The sequence below is a fragment of the Chryseobacterium sp. OV279 genome, assembly GCF_900128945.1.
Taxonomy (GTDB): domain Bacteria; phylum Bacteroidota; class Bacteroidia; order Flavobacteriales; family Weeksellaceae; genus Chryseobacterium.
In genome coordinates this window covers 460,839-480,632 of the sequence record NZ_FQUD01000003.1, presented here as the reverse complement: position 1 = coordinate 480,632, position 19,794 = coordinate 460,839, and the positions used below count along the sequence as shown (strand labels likewise).

General features: G+C 38.3%; 18 protein-coding genes. 12 read left to right on the top strand and 6 right to left on the bottom strand.

Annotated elements, in window-relative coordinates; all coding sequences use genetic code 11:
* Positions 1–213: 213 nt before the first annotated feature.
* The 4 genes from ccsA to BUA72_RS14530 form a co-directional block, all read right to left on the bottom strand.
* Complete coding sequence (ccsA, locus tag BUA72_RS14545; protein WP_072923563.1) at positions 214–3,549, bottom strand: cytochrome c biogenesis protein CcsA; 3,336 nt, start codon at positions 3,547–3,549, stop codon at positions 214–216.
* A 246-nt stretch (positions 3,550–3,795) separates the two neighbouring features.
* The gene (locus BUA72_RS14540; protein ID WP_072923562.1) at positions 3,796–4,377 is read right to left on the bottom strand and encodes a Crp/Fnr family transcriptional regulator; all 582 of its coding nucleotides are present in this window, start codon (positions 4,375–4,377) and stop codon (positions 3,796–3,798) included.
* Between the two features lie 12 nt (positions 4,378–4,389).
* Positions 4,390–6,303, bottom strand: coding sequence for a patatin-like phospholipase domain-containing protein (locus BUA72_RS14535; RefSeq protein WP_072923561.1), 1,914 nt, complete (start codon positions 6,301–6,303; stop codon positions 4,390–4,392).
* Positions 6,304–6,458: 155 nt separating this feature from the next.
* Complete coding sequence (locus tag BUA72_RS14530) at positions 6,459–7,010, bottom strand: cysteine hydrolase family protein (protein ID WP_072923559.1); 552 nt, start codon at positions 7,008–7,010, stop codon at positions 6,459–6,461.
* Positions 7,011–7,315: 305 nt separating this feature from the next.
* Here BUA72_RS14530 and BUA72_RS14525 point away from each other — a divergent pair, with 305 nt between their 5' ends.
* The 7 genes from BUA72_RS14525 to BUA72_RS14495 all read left to right on the top strand — a co-directional run bounded on the left by BUA72_RS14525 (position 7,316) and on the right by BUA72_RS14495 (position 15,010).
* Positions 7,316–9,865: an FtsK/SpoIIIE family DNA translocase gene (locus BUA72_RS14525; protein WP_072923557.1), complete on the top strand. Its 2,550-nt coding sequence runs from the start codon at positions 7,316–7,318 to the stop codon at positions 9,863–9,865.
* A 26-nt stretch (positions 9,866–9,891) separates the two neighbouring features.
* Entirely contained in the window at positions 9,892–10,350 is a 459-nt protein-coding gene (locus tag BUA72_RS14520) for a hypothetical protein (protein WP_072923555.1), read from the top strand.
* Positions 10,351–10,512: 162 nt separating this feature from the next.
* On the top strand, positions 10,513–11,160 hold the full coding sequence (locus BUA72_RS14515) for an outer membrane lipoprotein periplasmic chaperone LolA1 (RefSeq protein WP_034727837.1): 648 nt from the start codon (positions 10,513–10,515) through the stop codon (positions 11,158–11,160).
* Positions 11,161–11,294: 134 nt separating this feature from the next.
* Entirely contained in the window at positions 11,295–12,749 is a 1,455-nt protein-coding gene (locus tag BUA72_RS14510) for an LptF/LptG family permease (protein ID WP_047453279.1), read from the top strand.
* A gap of 180 nt (positions 12,750–12,929) precedes the next feature.
* The gene (locus tag BUA72_RS14505) at positions 12,930–13,283 is read left to right on the top strand and encodes a hypothetical protein (protein WP_072923554.1); all 354 of its coding nucleotides are present in this window, start codon (positions 12,930–12,932) and stop codon (positions 13,281–13,283) included.
* Positions 13,284–13,317: 34 nt separating this feature from the next.
* Positions 13,318–13,962, top strand: coding sequence for a hypothetical protein (locus BUA72_RS14500; protein ID WP_072923552.1), 645 nt, complete (start codon positions 13,318–13,320; stop codon positions 13,960–13,962).
* A 145-nt stretch (positions 13,963–14,107) separates the two neighbouring features.
* Positions 14,108–15,010, top strand: coding sequence for a PhzF family isomerase (locus tag BUA72_RS14495; protein ID WP_072923550.1), 903 nt, complete (start codon positions 14,108–14,110; stop codon positions 15,008–15,010).
* Positions 15,011–15,067: 57 nt separating this feature from the next.
* Here BUA72_RS14495 and frr read toward each other — a convergent pair whose 3' ends face one another.
* Both frr and pyrH read right to left on the bottom strand, forming a co-directional pair.
* Positions 15,068–15,622 carry a ribosome recycling factor gene (frr, locus tag BUA72_RS14490; RefSeq protein WP_047453287.1) on the bottom strand — a complete coding sequence of 185 codons (555 nt, stop codon included), beginning with the start codon at positions 15,620–15,622 and terminating at the stop codon, positions 15,068–15,070.
* A 154-nt stretch (positions 15,623–15,776) separates the two neighbouring features.
* Complete coding sequence (gene pyrH, locus BUA72_RS14485; RefSeq protein ID WP_047453289.1) at positions 15,777–16,484, bottom strand: UMP kinase; 708 nt, start codon at positions 16,482–16,484, stop codon at positions 15,777–15,779.
* A 166-nt stretch (positions 16,485–16,650) separates the two neighbouring features.
* On the opposite strand from pyrH, the gene porQ reads away from it, so the two are divergent.
* From porQ to BUA72_RS14460, 5 genes are all read left to right on the top strand, one after another.
* Positions 16,651–17,643, top strand: coding sequence for a type IX secretion system protein PorQ (gene porQ, locus BUA72_RS14480; protein WP_034727823.1), 993 nt, complete (start codon positions 16,651–16,653; stop codon positions 17,641–17,643).
* Positions 17,644–17,725: 82 nt separating this feature from the next.
* Positions 17,726–18,400 (top strand): (d)CMP kinase, encoded by a 675-nt coding sequence (gene cmk / locus BUA72_RS14475; RefSeq protein ID WP_072923548.1) that lies wholly within the window; start codon positions 17,726–17,728, stop codon positions 18,398–18,400.
* Between the two features lie 97 nt (positions 18,401–18,497).
* Positions 18,498–18,848, top strand: a complete 351-nt coding sequence (locus BUA72_RS14470) for a YtxH domain-containing protein (protein ID WP_034727820.1) — start codon at positions 18,498–18,500, stop codon at positions 18,846–18,848.
* 79 nt (positions 18,849–18,927) lie between these two features.
* On the top strand, positions 18,928–19,236 hold the full coding sequence (locus BUA72_RS14465; RefSeq protein ID WP_034727818.1) for a phage holin family protein: 309 nt from the start codon (positions 18,928–18,930) through the stop codon (positions 19,234–19,236).
* Between the two features lie 3 nt (positions 19,237–19,239).
* Positions 19,240–19,737, top strand: coding sequence for a hypothetical protein (locus BUA72_RS14460; RefSeq protein WP_034727817.1), 498 nt, complete (start codon positions 19,240–19,242; stop codon positions 19,735–19,737).
* The last annotated feature ends 57 nt before the right edge of the window (positions 19,738–19,794 follow it).

The window sequence follows — 19,794 nt, the reverse complement described above, 5'->3', positions numbered from 1 at the left end:
ATGAGGGAATGGGAATGATGGTTTAGAACAATTGGTGACCCATAGAAATTGCAGGCAGTATTCCGAATCCCGAAACCCCTCATCTCACAACAAACTCATAACTTACAACATATAATTTATAACCCGGAAACCGTACCACGAAACCCGGAAACCCGAACAAAAAAAATCCCGGAAAATAAATTCCAGGATTTCAGTTATTATATTATTAACGTTTTATTTCTTCGTTAAGGTTCTAAATTTGAAATAAGAAGCTACTGATAAAAGAAGCATTGTTCCTAATCCGATGTATACCCAGGCCGGAACCGGAACCGGATCTCCTGCTGCGTAGGAGTGAAGTCCGCTCAGGTAGTAATTTACTCCGAAATAAGTCATTACCATAGAACAGAATGCAAACATAGTTGCTACGTGGAATGCCCATCTGCTTCTCAATCCCGGAACCAATCGCATGTGCAATACAAAAGCATATACCATGATGGAGATGAATGCCCATGTTTCTTTCGGGTCCCAGCTCCAGTATCTTCCCCAAGATTCATTAGCCCAGATTCCTCCTAAGAAGTTTCCTACTGTTAAGGCGAAAAGACCAATAGTAAGAGACATTTCAGAAACGATAACCAATTCTTTTAACGTCGTATCGTGGTGAAGTTTGTAGGTATCTTTATCTGAAACAATATAAAATACAAGGGAAATCACAGCAATAATCATAGACAGGGCGAAGAAACCGTAACTGGATGTAATGATCGCTACGTGAACAATCAGCCAGTAAGATTTCAATACCGGAACAAGCGGTGTAATCTGAGGATCAAGCGCTGAACCTCCGTGCGCAAATCCCATCATAATAACGGCCACCATAAATCCTGATGCAGGAATTAATGCGTTAGATTTATTTTTAGTGATTAATTGCTTTGCAGCCAATACAGCTTTATCAGCTAAAGAAAGTCTTCCGAAACCAAAATAGAACATAAGTCCCGCAGAAATACCGACCCATGAAATAAAGATAATGGCTTCATAACCATTACTCCAAGGTGCGTGTCCTGAAATATACCATCTTGCAACAAGACCAAGGAAATGTAAAATATATCCTACAAGTCCCACATAGATAATTATTCTGATAGCTGTATTTAAAGCTTTACTTGGCTTAAACAATTCAACAAAACCAAAAATCAATAATAATCCACCTATTATGGTATAGAAAATCAATAATTTGAAATTGATATTAACTTCGTTCATGAACACCTCAAGATCTACTTTAGATTTTGCAGGAACTACTGCTTTACCCCATTTCTGCTGATAGTCTGAAAGTTTTGCCAATTCAGTATCTGCCTTGCTCCAGTTTCCTGTTTTCTGAGCGGTAAGAGCTTCTGCAAAATAAGGTCCCATTACCTGCTGCGATTCCATATCCGGTTCGAATTTCTGGTCAAGCCACGAATGCCATGTGTGGTTCGCATCATTTTTTACGGGAACAATTCTCATAAACTGACCGCTGAAGAACTCATTGAAGATCTGTACCCTTTCGTTTACAGAAATGACTTCTTTATCGTAATTGGTCTGCTCAGACGGTTTTTTACGGAATGCAGTGTTATAATCATGCTCAAGAAGATAAGTCAGATTACCGTTAGCATCTGCAGGGAAAAGGTTCATCAGTGAAGTGTAACCTTCGTCATCAGCCTTTGTTTTATTTTTCAGCTCATCACCTCCTTTCGTCCCTACTTTGATCATAGGAACCATCGTCCAGCTTGGGGTGTCTGTATTGATTGACAGGAACCACTGGTTAGCCGTAAGCGACTTTCCGTCTGTTCCTTTGAATTCGTCTTTTTTGTATAGTTTTCTTAAAACATCCAGCGCTTCCGTGTTGATCGGAACAATTCTTCCGTCGAAATTCTGCACCAAAAGGTATCCGAATTTATCTGCATGTTCTTTGCTTATTCTGTTTCTTGCAATAATCTCATCCGGAGAAATAGATTTCATTCTGCTTAAAGGAGCTGCCAGTGAATTCTGCTTGGGAGCAGCACCATCAAGCGGTTGAGCACCCGGAGCGGGAGTGTGAGAATGATTATCTCCTTCCACATGAATATGTTCTCTGCTTCCGTCAGTCGTACCGTGAGTTTCAATTTTTTGTGCATTTAAGCCTAAACTTAAAAACACTAAAAGAATGGCAGCGTTTTTCTTTCTGTTGATATCTGTCAGCATTTTGTTCAGTTTCCAGAAGTGAGTTCCTTTCCAGAAGAAGATCACAAACATTCCTAAGAACAGAAGTCCGTATCCGATGTAAGAGATAATGGTTCCCCAGAAATCGTGGTTTACAGACAATACAGTTCCCATTCTGTCCGGGTCAAAGCTTGACTGGAAGAAACGGTATCCTTTATGGTTCAGAACGTGGTTCATGTAAATTTTATAAGGGGTTTCTTTTCCTTCGTCAATGATCTTTATGTGGCTTTCATAAGCACTTGGAGATGTACTTCCAGGGTAAGTTTCCATTACGAAATCATCCAGTTTCAAAGCGAAAGGCGTGTTATATACTTTAGGTCCGAAACCTACCATAATATTCAGCCCGTCCATGGTTACCTGTTTGAATGCATTTGGGTTTCCTTTTTCTACAGAAAGATCAACCAATTGTTTTGTTTTTGGCCCCTGAAGCTCTATTCTAAGCACATCAGGTACCATCGCATCTTTCTTTTTGTCCCCTTCGAAAGCCATCAGTCTTCCTTTTTTAAGACCTTCAGGAACAACCAGTTTCAATTCGTTGATGGTATATAAACTTCTCAATACCAAAGGCTGGAATTCATCTTTCTTGGTACTTCCCGTCGCCTGCGTTGCCATGGTCATAAAGGCAGCATCAACAGGAGTTTTGATGAATATTTTTCCGTCTTCTTTTTTAAATTCTACAGCCCCTTCGATCGCTCTGTTGAACGTTACCAAAGTTCCGTTGATGGATTTTGTTTCGCCCGGTTTGATGTAGATATTCTGTCTTCCTGTAGTTCCTGTAGAAACCAGATGAAGATATTCTGTACCGTTGGGCTCAGCAATTAAGCTGTCTTTTTTTCTCTGGATATAGTCTTTTGTAAAAACCTTTACTTCTTTTCCGTGGAAATCGTAAGTTGCTTTAAAGTCTTTGTGCAGAGGAGACATCAGATAAGGAACATCCTGATAATTAAGGACATCTCCTTTATCCTCGATCTGGATTTTAAAGAAATTTTTGTCGGTCACAATCTCATTGGAAGTTTCCCCCTCTCTGATGTGCATGGTACCTTCAAAACTGATGTATCTTGTAATGGCACCTCCTATAAAAATAAGGATAAAGGCAAGGTGAAAAACAAGAACCGGCCATTTTTCTCTTTTCCACAGTCGGTATCTTGCGATATTTCCTACGAAGTTAAGAATGAGCAGAAACATGATTAATTCAAACCATTTTGCTTCATAAATTAGAGCCTTAGCTGTAGGAGTTCCGTAGTCGTTTTCTAAGAACGTTGCATAAGCCATCGCAAATGCATACACCAGTAACAGCACAGCCATTGTTCTGGTTGAGATAAGAATATCTTGGAGCTTCTTCATGATTTATTTTACTTGACATGCAAAAATAAGAATGATAAACAACAAAGGGGCTAAAAAAAGCTGTTTTTTGTCACTTTGAGGCCTATTTAGGTTATTTTGAACCATTCTTAATAACGCGAAATTTATTAAGGAAAATTCAATTTTTAATATCATAAAATTCAGGATATAATAAACCTATCTATGTTATTGAAGCCTTCTATTCCCTAACAAGCCTTACTATTACTTAAATCAATGATATTCAGTCCACTACTTATTCAAAGAAGTCTTCTTCCGGATCTTACTTAAAAACTCATGGGTAATTCCCAGATAAGAAGCTACCTGCTGCTGTGTCAGTCTCTGTTCAAGGCCGGGATATTTCTCTAAAAATTCAAGATAGCGTTTATCGGCAGTCTTTCCGGTTAAAGAAAGAATTCTTCTCTGCAAAGATACCGAAGCCTGCTGATTCATGATCCTGAAAAGCTTTTCTATCTGAGGCATATCCTCGTAAAGCTTCTCTTTATCCTTTTTTGAAATCATCAACACTTCGCTGTCTTCAAGGGCTTCTATGTTCAGAATGCTCGGGACATCATTGATGAGGCTGTCGATATCCGTGATCCACCAACCTTTTACGCCGAAATACAGGGTTTGTTCAGATCCGCTTTCATTCAGATAATACACTTTAAAACATCCCTTCACGACAAATCCTTCGAAAAGGCAATACGCTCCTTCTTTGAGGACCACCTCTTTTCTTTTAAACACCTGAAGTTCGAACGGTCTTCTGAACTGTTCAAATTCCTCATCCGAAAGTTGGATATGTCTGCTGATGTTTTCTAAAAGGAGATCTGACATGCTCTGTTATTTTTATTTCTCATTATCTTCTAAAAGTCCTTTTTTCCCAAGATCCTTCAAAATCTCCGATATAATCATCCGGGTCACTTTTTTTGCAACGACTCGTTTTCCGAAAAACATGCCTAAACTATATATAGGGCTCATGATAAAATCACCTGCTTTGTCTAACCCGTTTTTGCCATATTTTTTCCTGATCCATTTTTCTGCTACTGCGTTTTTTATAGTAACGTTATTTAAAACTTCACCGGAATCACGGGACTGAATGACATCAAAAATTTTACTAACCCTTTGCTTCAGTTTCTTTTCCAGCTTAAACAATTCTTCAGGACGATAACGTGGTGTTTTGGGAATGTCATATTGAGTTCTCCTGCTCAGTTTTGTTTCCTCACTTTCTGACAAAAGATAAAGATCAGGAATGATGGGCAGATAAAACTTACCGCTGTTTTTAACCTTTTCAAATTTGAAAGCATCAATCATGGAGTCTGTCCAGGTTTGATGGATAGGATGAATATCATTATTAAGTTTATCATAAGGAAACGAAAAGAAATACCGTAAGAAATTTCTCGCGTTATTCCGTCCAAGGAAAAAATCATGCTGTCTGAAACTCTTATCTAAAAACCCTCCAAATGCCATTGCCGAAGCGCAAGTTACGGTATCCGGCGGTCCAATGATTTTATTTTCCGTATTGGTTTTCCATTTTCGCGGGAATACAATACTCTTAAAATATTTATTAGAGTCTGTCTCCAGCATTTCTCTCCTTTTAATTCTGGACTGATCCAGTAAGGTTCCGATAATCCCTTTTGCCACGTCAACAGCATCGTTAGGTCTTGAATAGGATTTCTGCGACTGAGCTCTGTCGGGAAAAGGATCGATCATAATGATCCCGTAACGAGGATACCCATCATCCGTAGCTTTACTGTTCTGATGTTGAAGAACACTAAGAACTTCCCTGTACGGTTCATTATTTATAGCTCCTCCGTCAATGACAACAGATGAATAATTTTTAGGAAAAAACTTTAATTTAATATTCTTGGCTGAAGGATTATCATCTCCAAATTCACCTGTGATAATCCGTTTTATCGTGGTTTTTAAATAAGCATCTCCCAAATCCTCCGTTTTAAATTCCCGAAAAGCCAGGCCAATTGGAAAAGCTCCGGTAGCAATTGTGGAAAGTTTTAATGTATCTGCATAGGGTTTGTTATATGGATTTAACCACAGATATTTTTCTTTATCCGGCTGTAATCCGTTATTTAATCTGTACTGTGTGACCATGTAGTGCTCAAAAGTACTGTGATTGGGGATGACACTTTTCCTTCCAAACTTAGAAATTGAGGTTTCGAAATTCACATCGAGAGGAATGCCTCTTAAAAAGCAATGGGAAAATAATAATTGTAAATCTTTAGAAATGTAGGACGGAAGTTGGTCAACCTTTTGTTTTAACACAACTTCTTTATCCACCAAAAATGCCTGGTCTGCGATAGAATCAACGAACTCTGAATTTAAGAGGGAATTGAATTTTCCTTTTTCCAGATCTTTTGTATCTAAAAGTTTTTCGAGGAGAGATCTTTTGTCATGGGGATCATTTTCACCCATCAAAACCCAACTGTCATACAGAATATTGTTTTTCGATTCATCTAAATTAACAGCTTCTTTTACCGGGTTTATAGTTCCGTTTAATGCATAAATTGCCGCCATTGTTGTAGTCATTCCACCAGCTGAGGCACCACCCATGGCATCAATTCTTATCTTATGTTTTGGAATTTTGTCGGCGTACTCTTCTAACACTTTCCCTTCTTTCGCTCTTTCCCAAAGATCAAGGATTTCAAAAAGATAATCCATAACCCCTGCTGTGTAGCATCCGGCAGATACAGCCCCTGCCATTGTGATCCCCAGAGAAAAGATTTCAGTGTTATTCTGATTTTGCATAAAAACAATTATTAGTTTGGCGAAAATTACAGAATTTAATTTGACGCCGCAAAACAGGATACGATGATCGCTTATTTTATGAGAAATTATCATCCTTGCCAATGTTTTGAATCTTGACAAGGATGAAAAGAGAAGGTTTATAGAAGAAAGATATATCAAAAACTTCCGACATCACTTACAATCTCAGCATACAGATTTCCCAAAGCGGACATTCCCGCCAGAAAAGAGCTCTGTACTTCGGCTGCTTTTATAACCTGCCCGTTCAGCACTCTGTCTCTGGTTGCCGTTGCATTTTCGATCACAGTGTTTTTAAATCCAAGATCAAAGGCGGCTCTGACCGTAGAATCCACGCAGACATCAGTCATCATTCCTGTAATCACAAGATGCTTAATTCTTTTTTTCTGTAAATATTCTAACAGATCTGTCCCCCGGAAGCTGTTGGGAAAATGTTTGATGATTATTTTCTCATCATTTTTTGGTGAAACCGATGAATGAATTTCTGCTCCGGAAGTATCGGGAAGAAAAAATTCTGCGCCTTCATTCACCGCAATGTGCTTGATGTGAATAACGGGAAGATTGTTTTTTCTGAAGTACTCCAGTGCCTTCTTTGCATTGTTGGCCGCCGGTTCCGCTCCGGCCAGTTCCATTTTCCCTCCAGGGAAATAATCATTCTGAATGTCAATAATTAATAAAGCCCTGTTTTTCATGTTTCTTTTTTGTTGTGCGTTAATGAATATGAGTGAAAATAAAGTCAGGCATAATGCCACGCTACTTTTGAATAAAATATTCATGTTTTTCTTATTTTTTAAATTAATGGAACAAAATTAGTGGAGCTGTAAGCAATGGCATTTGAACTAGTTCAAAAAACACCTGTCGCATTAGATTTTAATGAAAAAAAATATCTCAAAAACGCTGTGTAATTTTAAAAAATAAACCTAAATTACGCTATCTTTTGAACAAAAAAAGATTCTATTAATGTTGAAAAAACATTAAATTTGCCCACATTGATATTATGGATAAAAAGACACAGACAAAACCGACTGAATCGCCTGATAAAGGCAAAATCTTATCTAAGCCCCGTATATTTTTCGGGCTTACCTTCATTCTTTTCTCTGTCGTTCTGACCCTTTCGTTCGTCTCTTATCTGATGAACTGGAAGGCTGATCAGAGCCAGGCAGGAACAATGACCGATAAAACTATACAATCTTCAAATATCTTTGGGAAGGTAGGCGACTGGCTGGGGAATATTTTTATATTCGAAAGCATAGGAATTGCCTCATTTATTATCGCCTTCTTATTTTTGGTGGTGGGCACCCTAATTCTTAAAAAAAGAACCTTCAAGCCATGGAAAACCATCGGCCATTCTCTGTTTTTTATCTGCTGGCTGCCTATCTTCATGGGAGCAGTGACTAAAGGACAGGGTGTTTTGGGTGGTGTGTACGGTTACCAGATTATGGATTATCTTAATGCCATTATCGGTTCTGTAGGACTTTGGGTGGTTTTAGCGGCCAGTATCCTTCTCTATTTCATTTTGGAATTCAATCTTCGTCCAAGTTCTATTAAATCTAAGCTGGATAAGATCAATGATAATACAATTGGCAGAGTAAAATCTATGATGCCTAGCTCAGAGGAAAACTTTGAAGCCGATGAAGAGCTTGAAGAGGAAGCTCAGGAAACCGTTTCCAATGTTACTGTAACAGATGTCACCAATAAAACGAAAAAGAAAGAACAGGAACCCGTAAGCGTACCAAAAGGATTTCCTGAAGTTCAGCCTTCAACGGATATAGAAGCGATTGTAACGCCTAACCATACTTCTTTTGAGGAAGAGGAAAAGCCTGTCAGCTTAAATCTGAACACGAAACCTTCTGTTCCCACTTCAACTCCGGAACAGGCATTTGATATGACGCCGGTAAGTCCGGCTATCACTCCGGCTCCTCCTGTCTCTACAATGCCGGCGCAGGATAACATTAAATTCAATGTGGAAGTAGCTCCGGTTATTGATGTGTTGGATGATACAGACAGAAAATCACAGGAACTGGTAGAAAAACACGGCTTGTACGATCACAAGCTTGATCTGGCCGGATTCCAGATGCCAACGGTAGAATTACTGAAGGATTATGGTAATGAAGAGATTTCCATCAACAAAGAAGAATTAGAAGAAAACAAAAATAAAATTGTAGGCCTTTTAAAGAACTTCAACGTGGGTATTTCCGAGATCAAAGCGACGATCGGGCCAACGGTTACTTTATACGAAATTGTTCCGGAAGCAGGAATCAGAGTATCTGCCATTAAAAAGCTTCAGGATGATATTGCGCTGAATCTTTCCGCTCTTGGGATCAGGATTATTGCACCAATGCCAGGAAAAGGAACCATCGGGATTGAGGTTCCGAGAAAAAATCCTACCATGGTTTCTATGCGTTCCGTGATAGCTTCTCATAAATTCCAGAATACGGATATGGATCTTCCGGTGGTTTTCGGAAAAACGATTTCCAACGAAGTCTTTATGGCCGATCTTGCAAAGATGCCTCACTTACTGATGGCAGGTGCTACAGGACAGGGTAAATCTGTCGGGATTAATGCGATCCTTACTTCCCTTCTTTACAAAAAACATCCGAGCGAACTGAAATTCGTGATGGTGGATCCTAAGAAGGTAGAACTATCCCTGTATTCAAAAATTGAAAGACATTATCTGGCTAAACTTCCTGATGCTGAAGAAGCCATCATCACAGATACCAATAAAGTGATCAATACGCTGAACTCTCTTTGTATAGAGATGGACACGAGATATGATCTTCTTAAAAATGCATTCTGTAAAAACTTAAAGGAATACAACAAGAAATTTACTGAGCGAAAACTGAATCCTGAGAACGGACACCGTTTCCTTCCTTATATTGTACTGGTTGTAGATGAGTTTGCAGACCTTATTATGACTGCCGGAAAAGAGGTTGAACTTCCCATCGCCAGACTGGCACAGCTTGCAAGAGCCGTAGGGATTCACCTGATTGTAGCTACACAGCGACCTTCTGTTAATGTAATTACGGGGATGATCAAAGCCAACTTCCCGGCAAGAGCTGCCTTCAGAGTAATTTCCAGCGTCGATTCAAGAACGATCCTGGATTCTCCGGGCGCAGATCAGCTGATCGGTAAAGGAGATATGCTTTATTTCAACGGAAACGAGATTTTAAGACTTCAGTGTGCTTTTGTAGATACACCGGAAGTGGAAAGACTGGCAGAATATATCGGTGAACAGAAAGGATATTCATCAGCATTCTTATTACCAGAATTCGTTTCTGAGGACTCCACAAGTACAGTAGGTGCTTTCGATCCTAATGAAAAAGATGCCTTATTTGAAGAAGCGGCAAGAATTATCGTTTCTACACAACAGGGCTCCACTTCTATGCTTCAGAGACAGCTGAAATTAGGATACAACAGAGCTGGAAGAATCATGGACCAGCTTGAAGCAACCGGTATCGTAGGTGGATTTAACGGAGCAAAGGCAAGAGAAGTGATCATCAGTGATCTTCATTCCCTGGAACAGTTTTTAGAAGATTTAAGAAACTAATACATCATAAAATTCATATTATTTCCATGAAAATATTTAACAGAAACATTATTAAAATAGGTCTTTTTGCCTCAGTCCTTACCTTATCCTCATGTGCATTAAGATCAATCCCAAGTGATTATACCACCGTAAAATTAGAAACTGTAGACACCAACAGTCTTGGAAACGGTAAAGTACTGATCTACAATGGCGCAGGAATTCTGCATTCCATAGACAATACGGCAAGGCTGAACATATGGATCGGCGATAAATCACTGGGACAGATCAGACCCAAAGAATATCTGATCATCGATTTGGCAAAAGGAAAATACGAATTCACAGCACTGCATATCGATATGGTAAATATGAGAAGTAAACATCAGGTGGAAATTGATGAAAATACGAAAGTCATTAATATTGAACCTACCATCACTTCGAACAGATTAACCGTTACAAATACTCTTCCGAACAATTTTGAAAAATACGTCTATCGACCGGACAGATAGGAATTGAAATTATAGGTCTGTACATTTTAACAAAATAAAGGTTGGGTTCAGGTTCTTTATGTATTGGAACAGTTTTTGAAAGATTTGTATAGTCAAAGGGAAAAATGCTTCACAGAGCGAATCTGGAGGCATTAGAATGTTTAAAGTATATTAAATAAAAAAATGAAAAATATTATTTCAAAAGTTATAGTCGGAAGTTTTGTTATCGGTGCTGTAGGATTTGCCCCGGCACAGAAAATTGATGCGAAAGCTAAAAAGATTCTGGATGACATCACGGCCAACTACAAGTCTAAAAAGAATTCTTATTTCAAGTTTTCTTTCGGGACTGGCCTGAACGGACAGGTGACCAAAACAGAACCCGGTATTTATTACTCCGCCGGAGAAAAGTATAAACTGAAGATCATGGATACAGAACAGATCTTCGACGGAAGCAAAATCTACAACATCAATGCAGATGATATGGAAGTAACGGTTGCAAAACCTAACGGAAGCAGCAGCATGTTCTCCCCTATCAACTATCTTTCAACCTACAGAAATGATTATAATGTAACCTACAACGGAAAGAAAAATGTAAATGGCGTAAATGCTGATTTCATTAAACTGACCCCGGTGAAATCCAATGGAATTCAATATGTATACATTTTTGTAGACTCAGCGAAAAAGCAAATGGTAAAACTGGAGCAGCACGGGAACAACAAAGATGTAGCCGTAATTGCTATTAAAGAATACAAGGAAAACCAGGAACTGGATCCGAATATGTTTGTTTTTGACAAGAATAAGTTCAAAAATTACGTGATCACGGAACTTTAGAAAAGTGAAATGGAGAAAGGGTTAGTTTACAAATTTGCAGATTCCACTCTTCTTCTTTTTGCAGTTAAATAAAAAGTAATAAAAATTATACAAGCCACAAGTAAACTTTGTGGCTTTTTGATTAATTTTGGCACATGTTAAAAATACTAGACCGATATATCATAAAAACCTTCTTTGGACCGTTTTTCTTTATATTCAGCGTTTTGTTTTTCATCTTTATTGTAAACATTATCTGGGTTCAGCTGGGGCAGTTCATGGGAAAAGGATTAAGCTACTGGCAGATCCTGAAACTTCTTTTTTACCTTGGGGTAAGTGTGATCAGTATGGTGCTTCCGCTTACGATTCTTTTGGCGAGTATCATGTCCTTCGGTGAATTTGGAGAACGGTACGAGCTCGCAGCGATGAAGGCCGCGGGAATTTCCCTGACAAGAGTCATGGCACCTCTGATGGGAGTTGCAACAGTACTCGCAGTCATGCTTTTCTTTTTCTCCAATAATATCATTCCGGATTTCCAGAAAAAGGCTAAAAATATGCTTTTCAATATTGCACAGACCAAGCCTGCCTTAAACTTCACGCCGGGACAGTTCATCGACCAGATTCCGGGCTATATGGTGAAATTTGATAAGATCTACGGAGAAAACGGAGAAAGTATCGAAGGCGTTTTTGTGCACAGAAAAGCCAGCACTTATGAAAATCAACAGTCTATTGTAGCGGAAAAAGGAAAATTCGTTCCTGCTGCCAACAAAAACTTCCTGAAACTGGAGCTGTATAACGGATATGTATTTGAAGACAATTTCGCAGGAAAGAGTGAAAATGTAAGACTGAAACAGCCGGATCAGGCTATTAAATTTGACACATTGGTTTCACACTTTGACATCAGTGAGATCATCAACAAAGCCATTGAAAAGGAACAGATCACGGATGACTACCGTTTTCAGACCTATGGACAGCTTAATGCTACTGTTGCTAAAAGTAAAAAAGACAATAATGACTTTTTCACCTCCATCAGTTCTGATGTCCTTAGCCAGACCAATTCTGTGGTGACCTATATGGATAAAACCAAGTCTAAAAGCGTTGCCAAACAACAGGTAAAACTGGATACCGTAAAAGGAGAAAAGAAACTGCAGATCATTTATAATTCTTACAGCAGACTGGAAAATCTGAAGGCAACAGCAGAAGGAAAAAAGAATGAGTTCAGCTCTAATATAAAATACTTCAGTAAGGTCGTTATTTACCAGCAGAGGATTATTTCTTATTCTGTAACCTGTATCATCTTCTTCCTGATTGGAGCCAGTTTAGGATCTATCATCAGAAAAGGAGGAATGGGACTTCCGGTGATTATCGCGATTGTTATTTTCATTATTTTCTACGTAATGAATCTTGGTATCGAGAATGTTGCCTGGGGAGGCGGAATGAGTCCTTATTTAGCAGCATGGCTCCCCAATCTGATCCTTCTTCCATTTGGAATATGGATGACGTATAAAGCGCTTACCGACTCACAGCTGTTTGATGCTGAAAAGTATAAAGCATTGTTTAAACCTGTTACAAAGTTGTTTGTTAAAAATAAGGAACATAAGAGATATCAGTAATTTTTTTATTGAAAGATTTAAAAATTTTAATGATTTAAAGATTATAGGACCCGGAGTTTTTCGGGTCTTTTTATTGGGGGTTAATCGTTGTAATTTATACCTTTTTGTCCTCAGTGGTAAAAAGCTATATTTACAGGAGGAAAAATCATTTAGTTAAAATAATTTTCATATTCTTTCATTGTGAGGAACACCACTCTATTATCTGTCATTTTATTCTTTTCATTTACATTCTCTAAAGGACAGCACCAGGCTACTGTTTACTGTTATAAAGGAAATCCTGAATTTCTCAGCCCTGTCTCTGTGGAAAAAGACAGTGTATTTTTAATTCGTGATAATGATAAAAAAGAACTTTGGGGAATATTGAAGGAACACAACGGAGCTTTTCTGATGCAGTTTTACAAAGCTTCTTTAGATGGAAATTACATACTTCATCCTGTAAAAGTAACATCCAGGATTTTTACTTTTTCAAACGTAAAGCCCGGCGATATTAGTTTCGGACAGGGATTGGTATTCAGGAAAAGATTTTGCAGATAATTTTGTAGTTTTAAGGTTCACCAAAAAGTATAATATGAGAACCTTATTCCTTGCTGCCGGATTGGTTTTTATTTTTTCATGTACAAATGATAAGGATAAAACCGCTCTTCAAACACCGCTTTCCAAGGATAGCCTTGCCATTAAAAAGGATTCAAAACAAATAAAAAATGCAGTGGATCCTATAGAAGAGATTAAAATCGAATACAGCAATCTTCAGAAACAGCTTGAATCAAAAAAACTGACTTCCACAGGTTTTACCTACAACTGCAACGACGAAAGATCAGGAAAAGTAACGTATTATTCCGATCAGAAAGAAATCCGGATCATTGAGCATTCCTACGATGAATACAGTCATTTCGGTTCAACGGAACAGTATTTTATCAAAGACGGAAATCTGTTCTTTATTTTTAAGGAAGACACAGGATGGAATTTTGACGGAGGCACACCAGAAAAGCCCATCACAAAAGACGACATCACGGAAAGTCGAATCTATATCCGGAATAACAAATCCATCAAATGCCTGGAAAAGCAGTATTCTATAAGATCTAATGCCACTGAGAAACCTTCTCCGGATAAAATTCCAAACAAGGAAACCCAATGCAATACAGATGAGTTGATGAAAACCTACCAGTCTTTGCTGAAAAACAGGGATAGGAAAGGTGAAATAAAATGTCTGTAAAGAAACTCACATACTTTCAAAACATTCATTTAAATCAATTATTTTCTCAAACTTATCCTAAAATTTTTTATTTCTGAAATTGTCAAATGTCAATTAGTGAACGAAAAGTCTTAGGTATATTTATACTTCGATTTTAATCTTAAAAATGCAGAAAATACTAATTTATCAGATAGACTCTTTTACCACGGAAAAATTCAAAGGAAATCCAGCCGGTGTTGTTCTGAATGCAGACGGACTCAATGATGAAAATATGCAGGCGATAGCCCGGGAACTCAATAATTCAGAAACCGCTTTTATTTTTTCTCCTACAGATGCTGAAAGCGATTATACGGTTCGCTATTTCACCCCATCCATAGAAGTTCCTTCATGCGGACATGCGACGATTGCTGCGCTGTATGCCAAAGCAGTGGAAGACCATCTTGAATCCTGTGTTTTAAAGATCAATACTCAAATTGGAATCCTTCCTATCGAAATTGAAAAATCAGATGATGATTACCAGATCACGATGACGCAGGCTGCTTTTACACTAAGCCCGGAGTTTGATGAGATCACAACCCAAAAATTGCTTTCCGCATTGAACCTTAAAGTTTCTGACCTTGAAGAAAACTGCCCTATACAAATTGCATCTACCGGCCATTCAAAAGTGATGATCGGTATTAACAGTAGAAAAACATTGAATGAATTTCAACCGGATATGAGCGCTCTGACGCAGTTAAGCTCTGAAATTGGATGCAATGGATATTTTGTATTTACATTTGACTCTGACCGTGAAGATGTTCTGACCTACGGACGAATGTTTGCTCCAGCCATAGGAATTACAGAAGATCCCGTCACCGGAAATGCAAACGGTCCTTTGGGCGGATATCTGGTTCAAAATAAACTGGTCAAATATCAGAATGATTATTTTGAATTTAATGGCAGGCAGGGTGAGCAGATCAACCGTCTGGGAACAGTGAATGTGAAAGTAACGGTGAATCATGGAAAGCCAGAACAGATACAGATCAAAGGCAATGCGGTTGCCATTTTCAAAACCACCATTTTAGTATAAAAAATAAAAGCACCTGTAAAAAATTAACAGGTGCTTTATATATTGAAAAGTTGAAAATTATACTTTCATAATTTCAGCCTCTTTCGTCTTAAGATGCTCGTCGCAAAGCTTTACATATTTGTCTGTAAAACCCTGGATTTCGTCTTCCACGCCTTTTACTACATCTTCAGAAACACCTTCCAGTTTTTTAAGTTCTTTCAAACCATCCTGTCTTGCATTTCTTACAGTAATTTTTGTGTTTTCAGCTTCTACTTTAGCCTGTTTCGCCAGTTCTCTTCTTCTTTCCTCTGTTAAAGGCGGAACATTAAGAATAATATTTTCCCCGTTATTAGAAGGTGCAAAACCAAGGTTTGAATTGATGATAGCTTTTTCAATAGCACCAATAGCCGTTCTGTCCCAAGGCTGAATAGAGATGGTCATTGCATCCGGCACAGAAACATTGGCCACCTGGTTGATAGGAGTCGGAGCTCCGTAATATTCTACCATTACATCCTGAACCATTGACGTAGAAGCACGCCCTGCTCTAATTCTTTGAAATGCATGATCCAAGTGCTTTATAGCGCCTTCCATGTCCTGCTTTACAGATTCTAATATAAGATCTAATTCTTCCATTATATAGTTAAAATTTGATAAGTTACACATTTTTATAAATGATGAATAATAAGGTATGGTAATGAGTAATAAGCTATGGGTAATTTCTGAATCTTTTAATTTTTAAATCATTAAATATTTAAATCTTCAATCACCTCTAATCTCCCCCTGCTCCCTATAAATCCACTAAAGTTCCTACATTTTCTCCTTCTACAATCTTCAGTAAGTTCCCGTCTTTATTCATATCGAATACGATGATCGGCAATTTATTTTCGTGGCTTAATGTGAAGGCAGTCATATCCATTACTTTAAGGTTTTTAGCATATACCTCGTCGAATGATAATGAGTTGTATTTCACAGCATCAGCATTCTTTTCAGGATCACTGTCGTAGATACCGTCTACTCTGGTTCCTTTTAATATTACATCCGCCCCGATTTCGATAGCTCGCAAAGTTGCTGCCGTATCCGTGGTAAAATAAGGGTTTCCGGTTCCGGCTCCGAAGATCACAACTCTACCTTTTTCAAGGTGTCTTACCGCTCTTCTTTTGATGAAAGGTTCAGCTACTTTATCCATTTCAATGGCAGACTGAAGTCTGGTTTTGATTCCGGCATCTTCAAGAGCTCCCTGAAGCGCCATCCCGTTGATCACGGTAGCCAGCATTCCCATATAATCTCCCTGCACTCTGTCCATCCCTTTTGCAGCACCTGCTACTCCACGGAAAATGTTTCCTCCTCCAATAACGATTGCTACTTCGCAGCCTTTTTCTACTACTGTTTTGATCTCAGCAGCATATTCCTGCAGTCTTTCATTGTCAATACCATATTGTCTGTTCCCCATTAAGGCCTCACCACTCAGTTTTAGAAGGATTCTTTTATATTTCATCTTTAATTTTTAATAAGCTTTACCGGAGCTATTTTCTCCGAAATTTGATTTTGCAAATATAATCATTAAAAATATTGAAAAAAGAAAAATATTTACGTAGAAATAATGTCAGAAATATTTTGATAAGTACGAAAAAGGATTATTTTTGCATTAATTATAAATTGAATTGAAGAAAATTGTCATTTTTTCATTATTTCTGTCAGGAATTGTTTCTTATGCGCAAACAGGAACAAATGTTTATCCTTTCTTAAACATCCCTGTATCTGCCCGACAGGCTGCTCTGGGTGGCGATGCAATTTCCGTCAGAGACCATGATGTTTCCTTTGCTATTGCAAACCCGTCCCTTTTAAACAGAGATTCAGACAAACAGCTTTCCGTGAATGCCACAGCTTACCTTGCCGACTCTAAGTATGGTACCATCGCCTACGCAAGAGATTTCGACAACGGGCATATGGCCACTGTGAATGCCAGATACATGACCTACGGAAGCACTCCCAGAACCGACGAAAGCGGTGAGCAAAACGGAGATTTTAAAGCTTCAGATGTAGCGATTGGTGCAGGCTATGCCTACCAGTTTGAAGAAGACTGGACGATTGGTGGAGGCATCAATTTCATCACTTCAAAAATAGACAACTATACATCTTCCGCAGTTTCCGGAACTGCAGGAATTACCTACCATAATAAAAAGAACAAAGAAGCCCTTTCTCTTGTGATGAGAAATTTCGGTTTTCAGCTGAAATCTTTTAACGGAACCAGAGAAAACCTTCCCTTCAGGATAGATATGGGTTACACCAGAATTCTAAAAGCGATACCGCTTGCCATTACCATTACTGCTCACGATCTTCAGCAGTTCGATATTTCGCAGGAATATAATGTAAACGGACAGGAAGTAGGCTTCGGAAGAAAACTGGCAGACCACTTTTCTGTGGGCGCTGAACTTTTTCCCGAAAAAGGCTTTAATATAAGGCTTGGATATAATGCGAAAAGAGGAAATGAGCTTGCTGTGGCAGATCAGAGAAACTTTTCAGGGCTTTCAGGAGGATTCGGAATTAAGCTAAGAAGATTCCGTATAGATTATGCCCATATCCGCTACCACAACTCTTCCAATGTGAACCAGATAGGAGTTTCTATGGACCTTAGCAGCCACGCTGGAGAGTAGCTCAACCATAATCTTTAAGAATAATAAAGAAATTTTTTCTGCGTTCCCTTGATTTTTTAAAAAAAATCTTGAAATTTGCGGTATGAAAAAACCTGTAATAGCTATCGATGGGTACTCGTCTACCGGAAAAAGTTCAATCTCTAAAGTTATTGCCGAGAAACTGGGCCTTATACACCTGGATACCGGCGCGCTTTACAGGGGAGTTACGTGGTTTGCATTACAGAACTGCATGAACGGAGGTGATTCTATCAATCTTCAGGAACTGTTTTCTTCTTTAGACCAGATCGAGCTTGAATTCAGAAACAATGAAGGCGAGCTGGTGCTCTACCTTAATCATATTGATATTTCAAAGCAGATCCGTACCAACGAAGTTTCCGATAATGTAAGTATTGTGGCCAAACAGAAAGAAGTAAGGGATTTCCTGCTTCATTCACAGCGTTCGCTGGCAGAAAAAGGCGGCATTATTATGGACGGACGTGACATAGGGACAGTAGTTCTGCCAAATGCGGACTATAAATTCTTTCTGACTGCCAGTATTGACGAAAGAACGAACAGAAGATATTTTGAACTGGCAGGCCTGGGAATTCAGGCAGACAGAGAGCAGGTAAAACAAAATCTTATAGATCGCGACAAGATCGACAGTGAAAGGGAAATCGCCCCATTAAAGCAGGCTGAAGACGCCATTATCATCGACAATACAGCCCTTACAAAAGACGAAACGATAGATCTGATTCTATCTCACATCAAAAAGATTTAACACTTTTTAATAGCCACTATACCCCCTTTGGTATACAAATTGTACATTTTGACCCAGTAAAAAACTAATATTTATTAACTATTAAAAAAGCTAAAAAATGTCTAAAAACGGAAAAAATACAGCAGGTATATTGGCAGGACTTCTAGCAGGAGCTGCAGCAGGTGTAATCTTAGGAATGCTTTATGCGCCTGAAGAAGGTAAAGAAACAAGAAAAAAAATCAAAGATAAAGCAGGTGACCTAAAAGACCAGGCTAAAAACAAATACGGCGAGGTTTCTGAAAAAGTAAAAGATCAGTACAGTAACATCTCTTCTACTTTTAAGGACACAGCAAGTAATGTAGCCCATACGGTAAAAGACGGATACGATAAATACAAAGATCAGATTGTTTCCAAAACTGCAGACGTAGTAAAGGATGTAGAAGCAGAACTGAACGATCTTAAAAAATAAATAGTTTATTTTTTGAGTAAATTATGGGAAGGAACTTTTTGTGTGAAAGTTCCTTTTTTTGTAACTTTAAAAAAAAACAATGATAGAGACTATTAAAGAATATGCATCAAAGAGAATAGATCTTCTGAAAATTGAAGCTACTGAAAAATCTTCTCTTTCTGCAGGGCTCATTACCTACTTTGTAGTGCTGCTAGTTGCTTTTACTTTTTTTATTATCCTTTTTAATTTTGGAATCGCATTTCTTATCGGTAAAGCGTTGGATAATACGTCTTACGGATTCCTGATTGTTGCTGGATTCTATGTGATCGTAATGGCATTTATTATTGCTTTTAAAAATAAGCTTGTCAATATGGTCGCAGATCAGGTTATTAAATTTTTAAATCATTAAGCTATGGGCAGAAAATACGAAAGCATCGAAGAACTGAGAAGAAAGAAAAAACTGCTCCAAGGCGAAATCAGTGATCTGGAAAATTTACTCACTTTTAAAAACACAAAAGAGAGCCTGAGTGCTTTCACCAATGGCCTTACAGACCAATATCTGCAAGAAAAAGTAGATGAAGACGGTGATGAAAAAGTAGTTCTGCGAAAAGACGTTATTGCCAGGCAGCTGACTTCTGAAGTCAAGGATATGTTCATCAATAAAAATACGGCAGTAGGCATTGCCAGTACAGCTTTAGGCGGCAATGTGACAGACAGTCTGATTAAACTGGGAATCACTGCTTTTGTAGGAAACTATGCCAAAAAGAACATGAAAAGCCCGAACTGGAAGAAAAAACTTCTCGGTGCGGCCATGATCTACCTCGCTCCTATTGCCCTGAAATATGTCAGAAAGAAGCTGGAAGTATATCAGAAGAATAAAAGTGTTTCGAGTCTGGAACAATTAATTTAAGGGATTAGGGCTTAGGATTAAGGAAATAGTTTTATACACTAAATTTTATACTCCCTA

Coding starts and splice junctions, on each gene's coding strand:
- BUA72_RS14460 (WP_034727817.1), top strand. CDS start 19,240: ATGGGCAGAAAATACGAAAGCATCGAAGAACTGAGAAGAAAGAAAAAA.
- pyrH (WP_047453289.1), bottom strand. CDS start 16,484: ATGAAATATAAAAGAATCCTTCTAAAACTGAGTGGTGAGGCCTTAATG.
- BUA72_RS14495 (WP_072923550.1), top strand. CDS start 14,108: ATGCAGAAAATACTAATTTATCAGATAGACTCTTTTACCACGGAAAAA.
- BUA72_RS14535 (WP_072923561.1), bottom strand. CDS start 6,303: ATGCAAAATCAGAATAACACTGAAATCTTTTCTCTGGGGATCACAATG.
- BUA72_RS14525 (WP_072923557.1), top strand. CDS start 7,316: ATGGATAAAAAGACACAGACAAAACCGACTGAATCGCCTGATAAAGGC.
- BUA72_RS14510 (WP_047453279.1), top strand. CDS start 11,295: ATGTTAAAAATACTAGACCGATATATCATAAAAACCTTCTTTGGACCG.
- BUA72_RS14515 (WP_034727837.1), top strand. CDS start 10,513: ATGAAAAATATTATTTCAAAAGTTATAGTCGGAAGTTTTGTTATCGGT.
- cmk (WP_072923548.1), top strand. CDS start 17,726: ATGAAAAAACCTGTAATAGCTATCGATGGGTACTCGTCTACCGGAAAA.
- BUA72_RS14470 (WP_034727820.1), top strand. CDS start 18,498: ATGTCTAAAAACGGAAAAAATACAGCAGGTATATTGGCAGGACTTCTA.
- BUA72_RS14500 (WP_072923552.1), top strand. CDS start 13,318: ATGAGAACCTTATTCCTTGCTGCCGGATTGGTTTTTATTTTTTCATGT.
- BUA72_RS14530 (WP_072923559.1), bottom strand. CDS start 7,010: ATGAAAAACAGGGCTTTATTAATTATTGACATTCAGAATGATTATTTC.
- frr (WP_047453287.1), bottom strand. CDS start 15,622: ATGGAAGAATTAGATCTTATATTAGAATCTGTAAAGCAGGACATGGAA.
- ccsA (WP_072923563.1), bottom strand. CDS start 3,549: ATGAAGAAGCTCCAAGATATTCTTATCTCAACCAGAACAATGGCTGTG.
- BUA72_RS14520 (WP_072923555.1), top strand. CDS start 9,892: ATGAAAATATTTAACAGAAACATTATTAAAATAGGTCTTTTTGCCTCA.
- BUA72_RS14540 (WP_072923562.1), bottom strand. CDS start 4,377: ATGTCAGATCTCCTTTTAGAAAACATCAGCAGACATATCCAACTTTCG.
- BUA72_RS14465 (WP_034727818.1), top strand. CDS start 18,928: ATGATAGAGACTATTAAAGAATATGCATCAAAGAGAATAGATCTTCTG.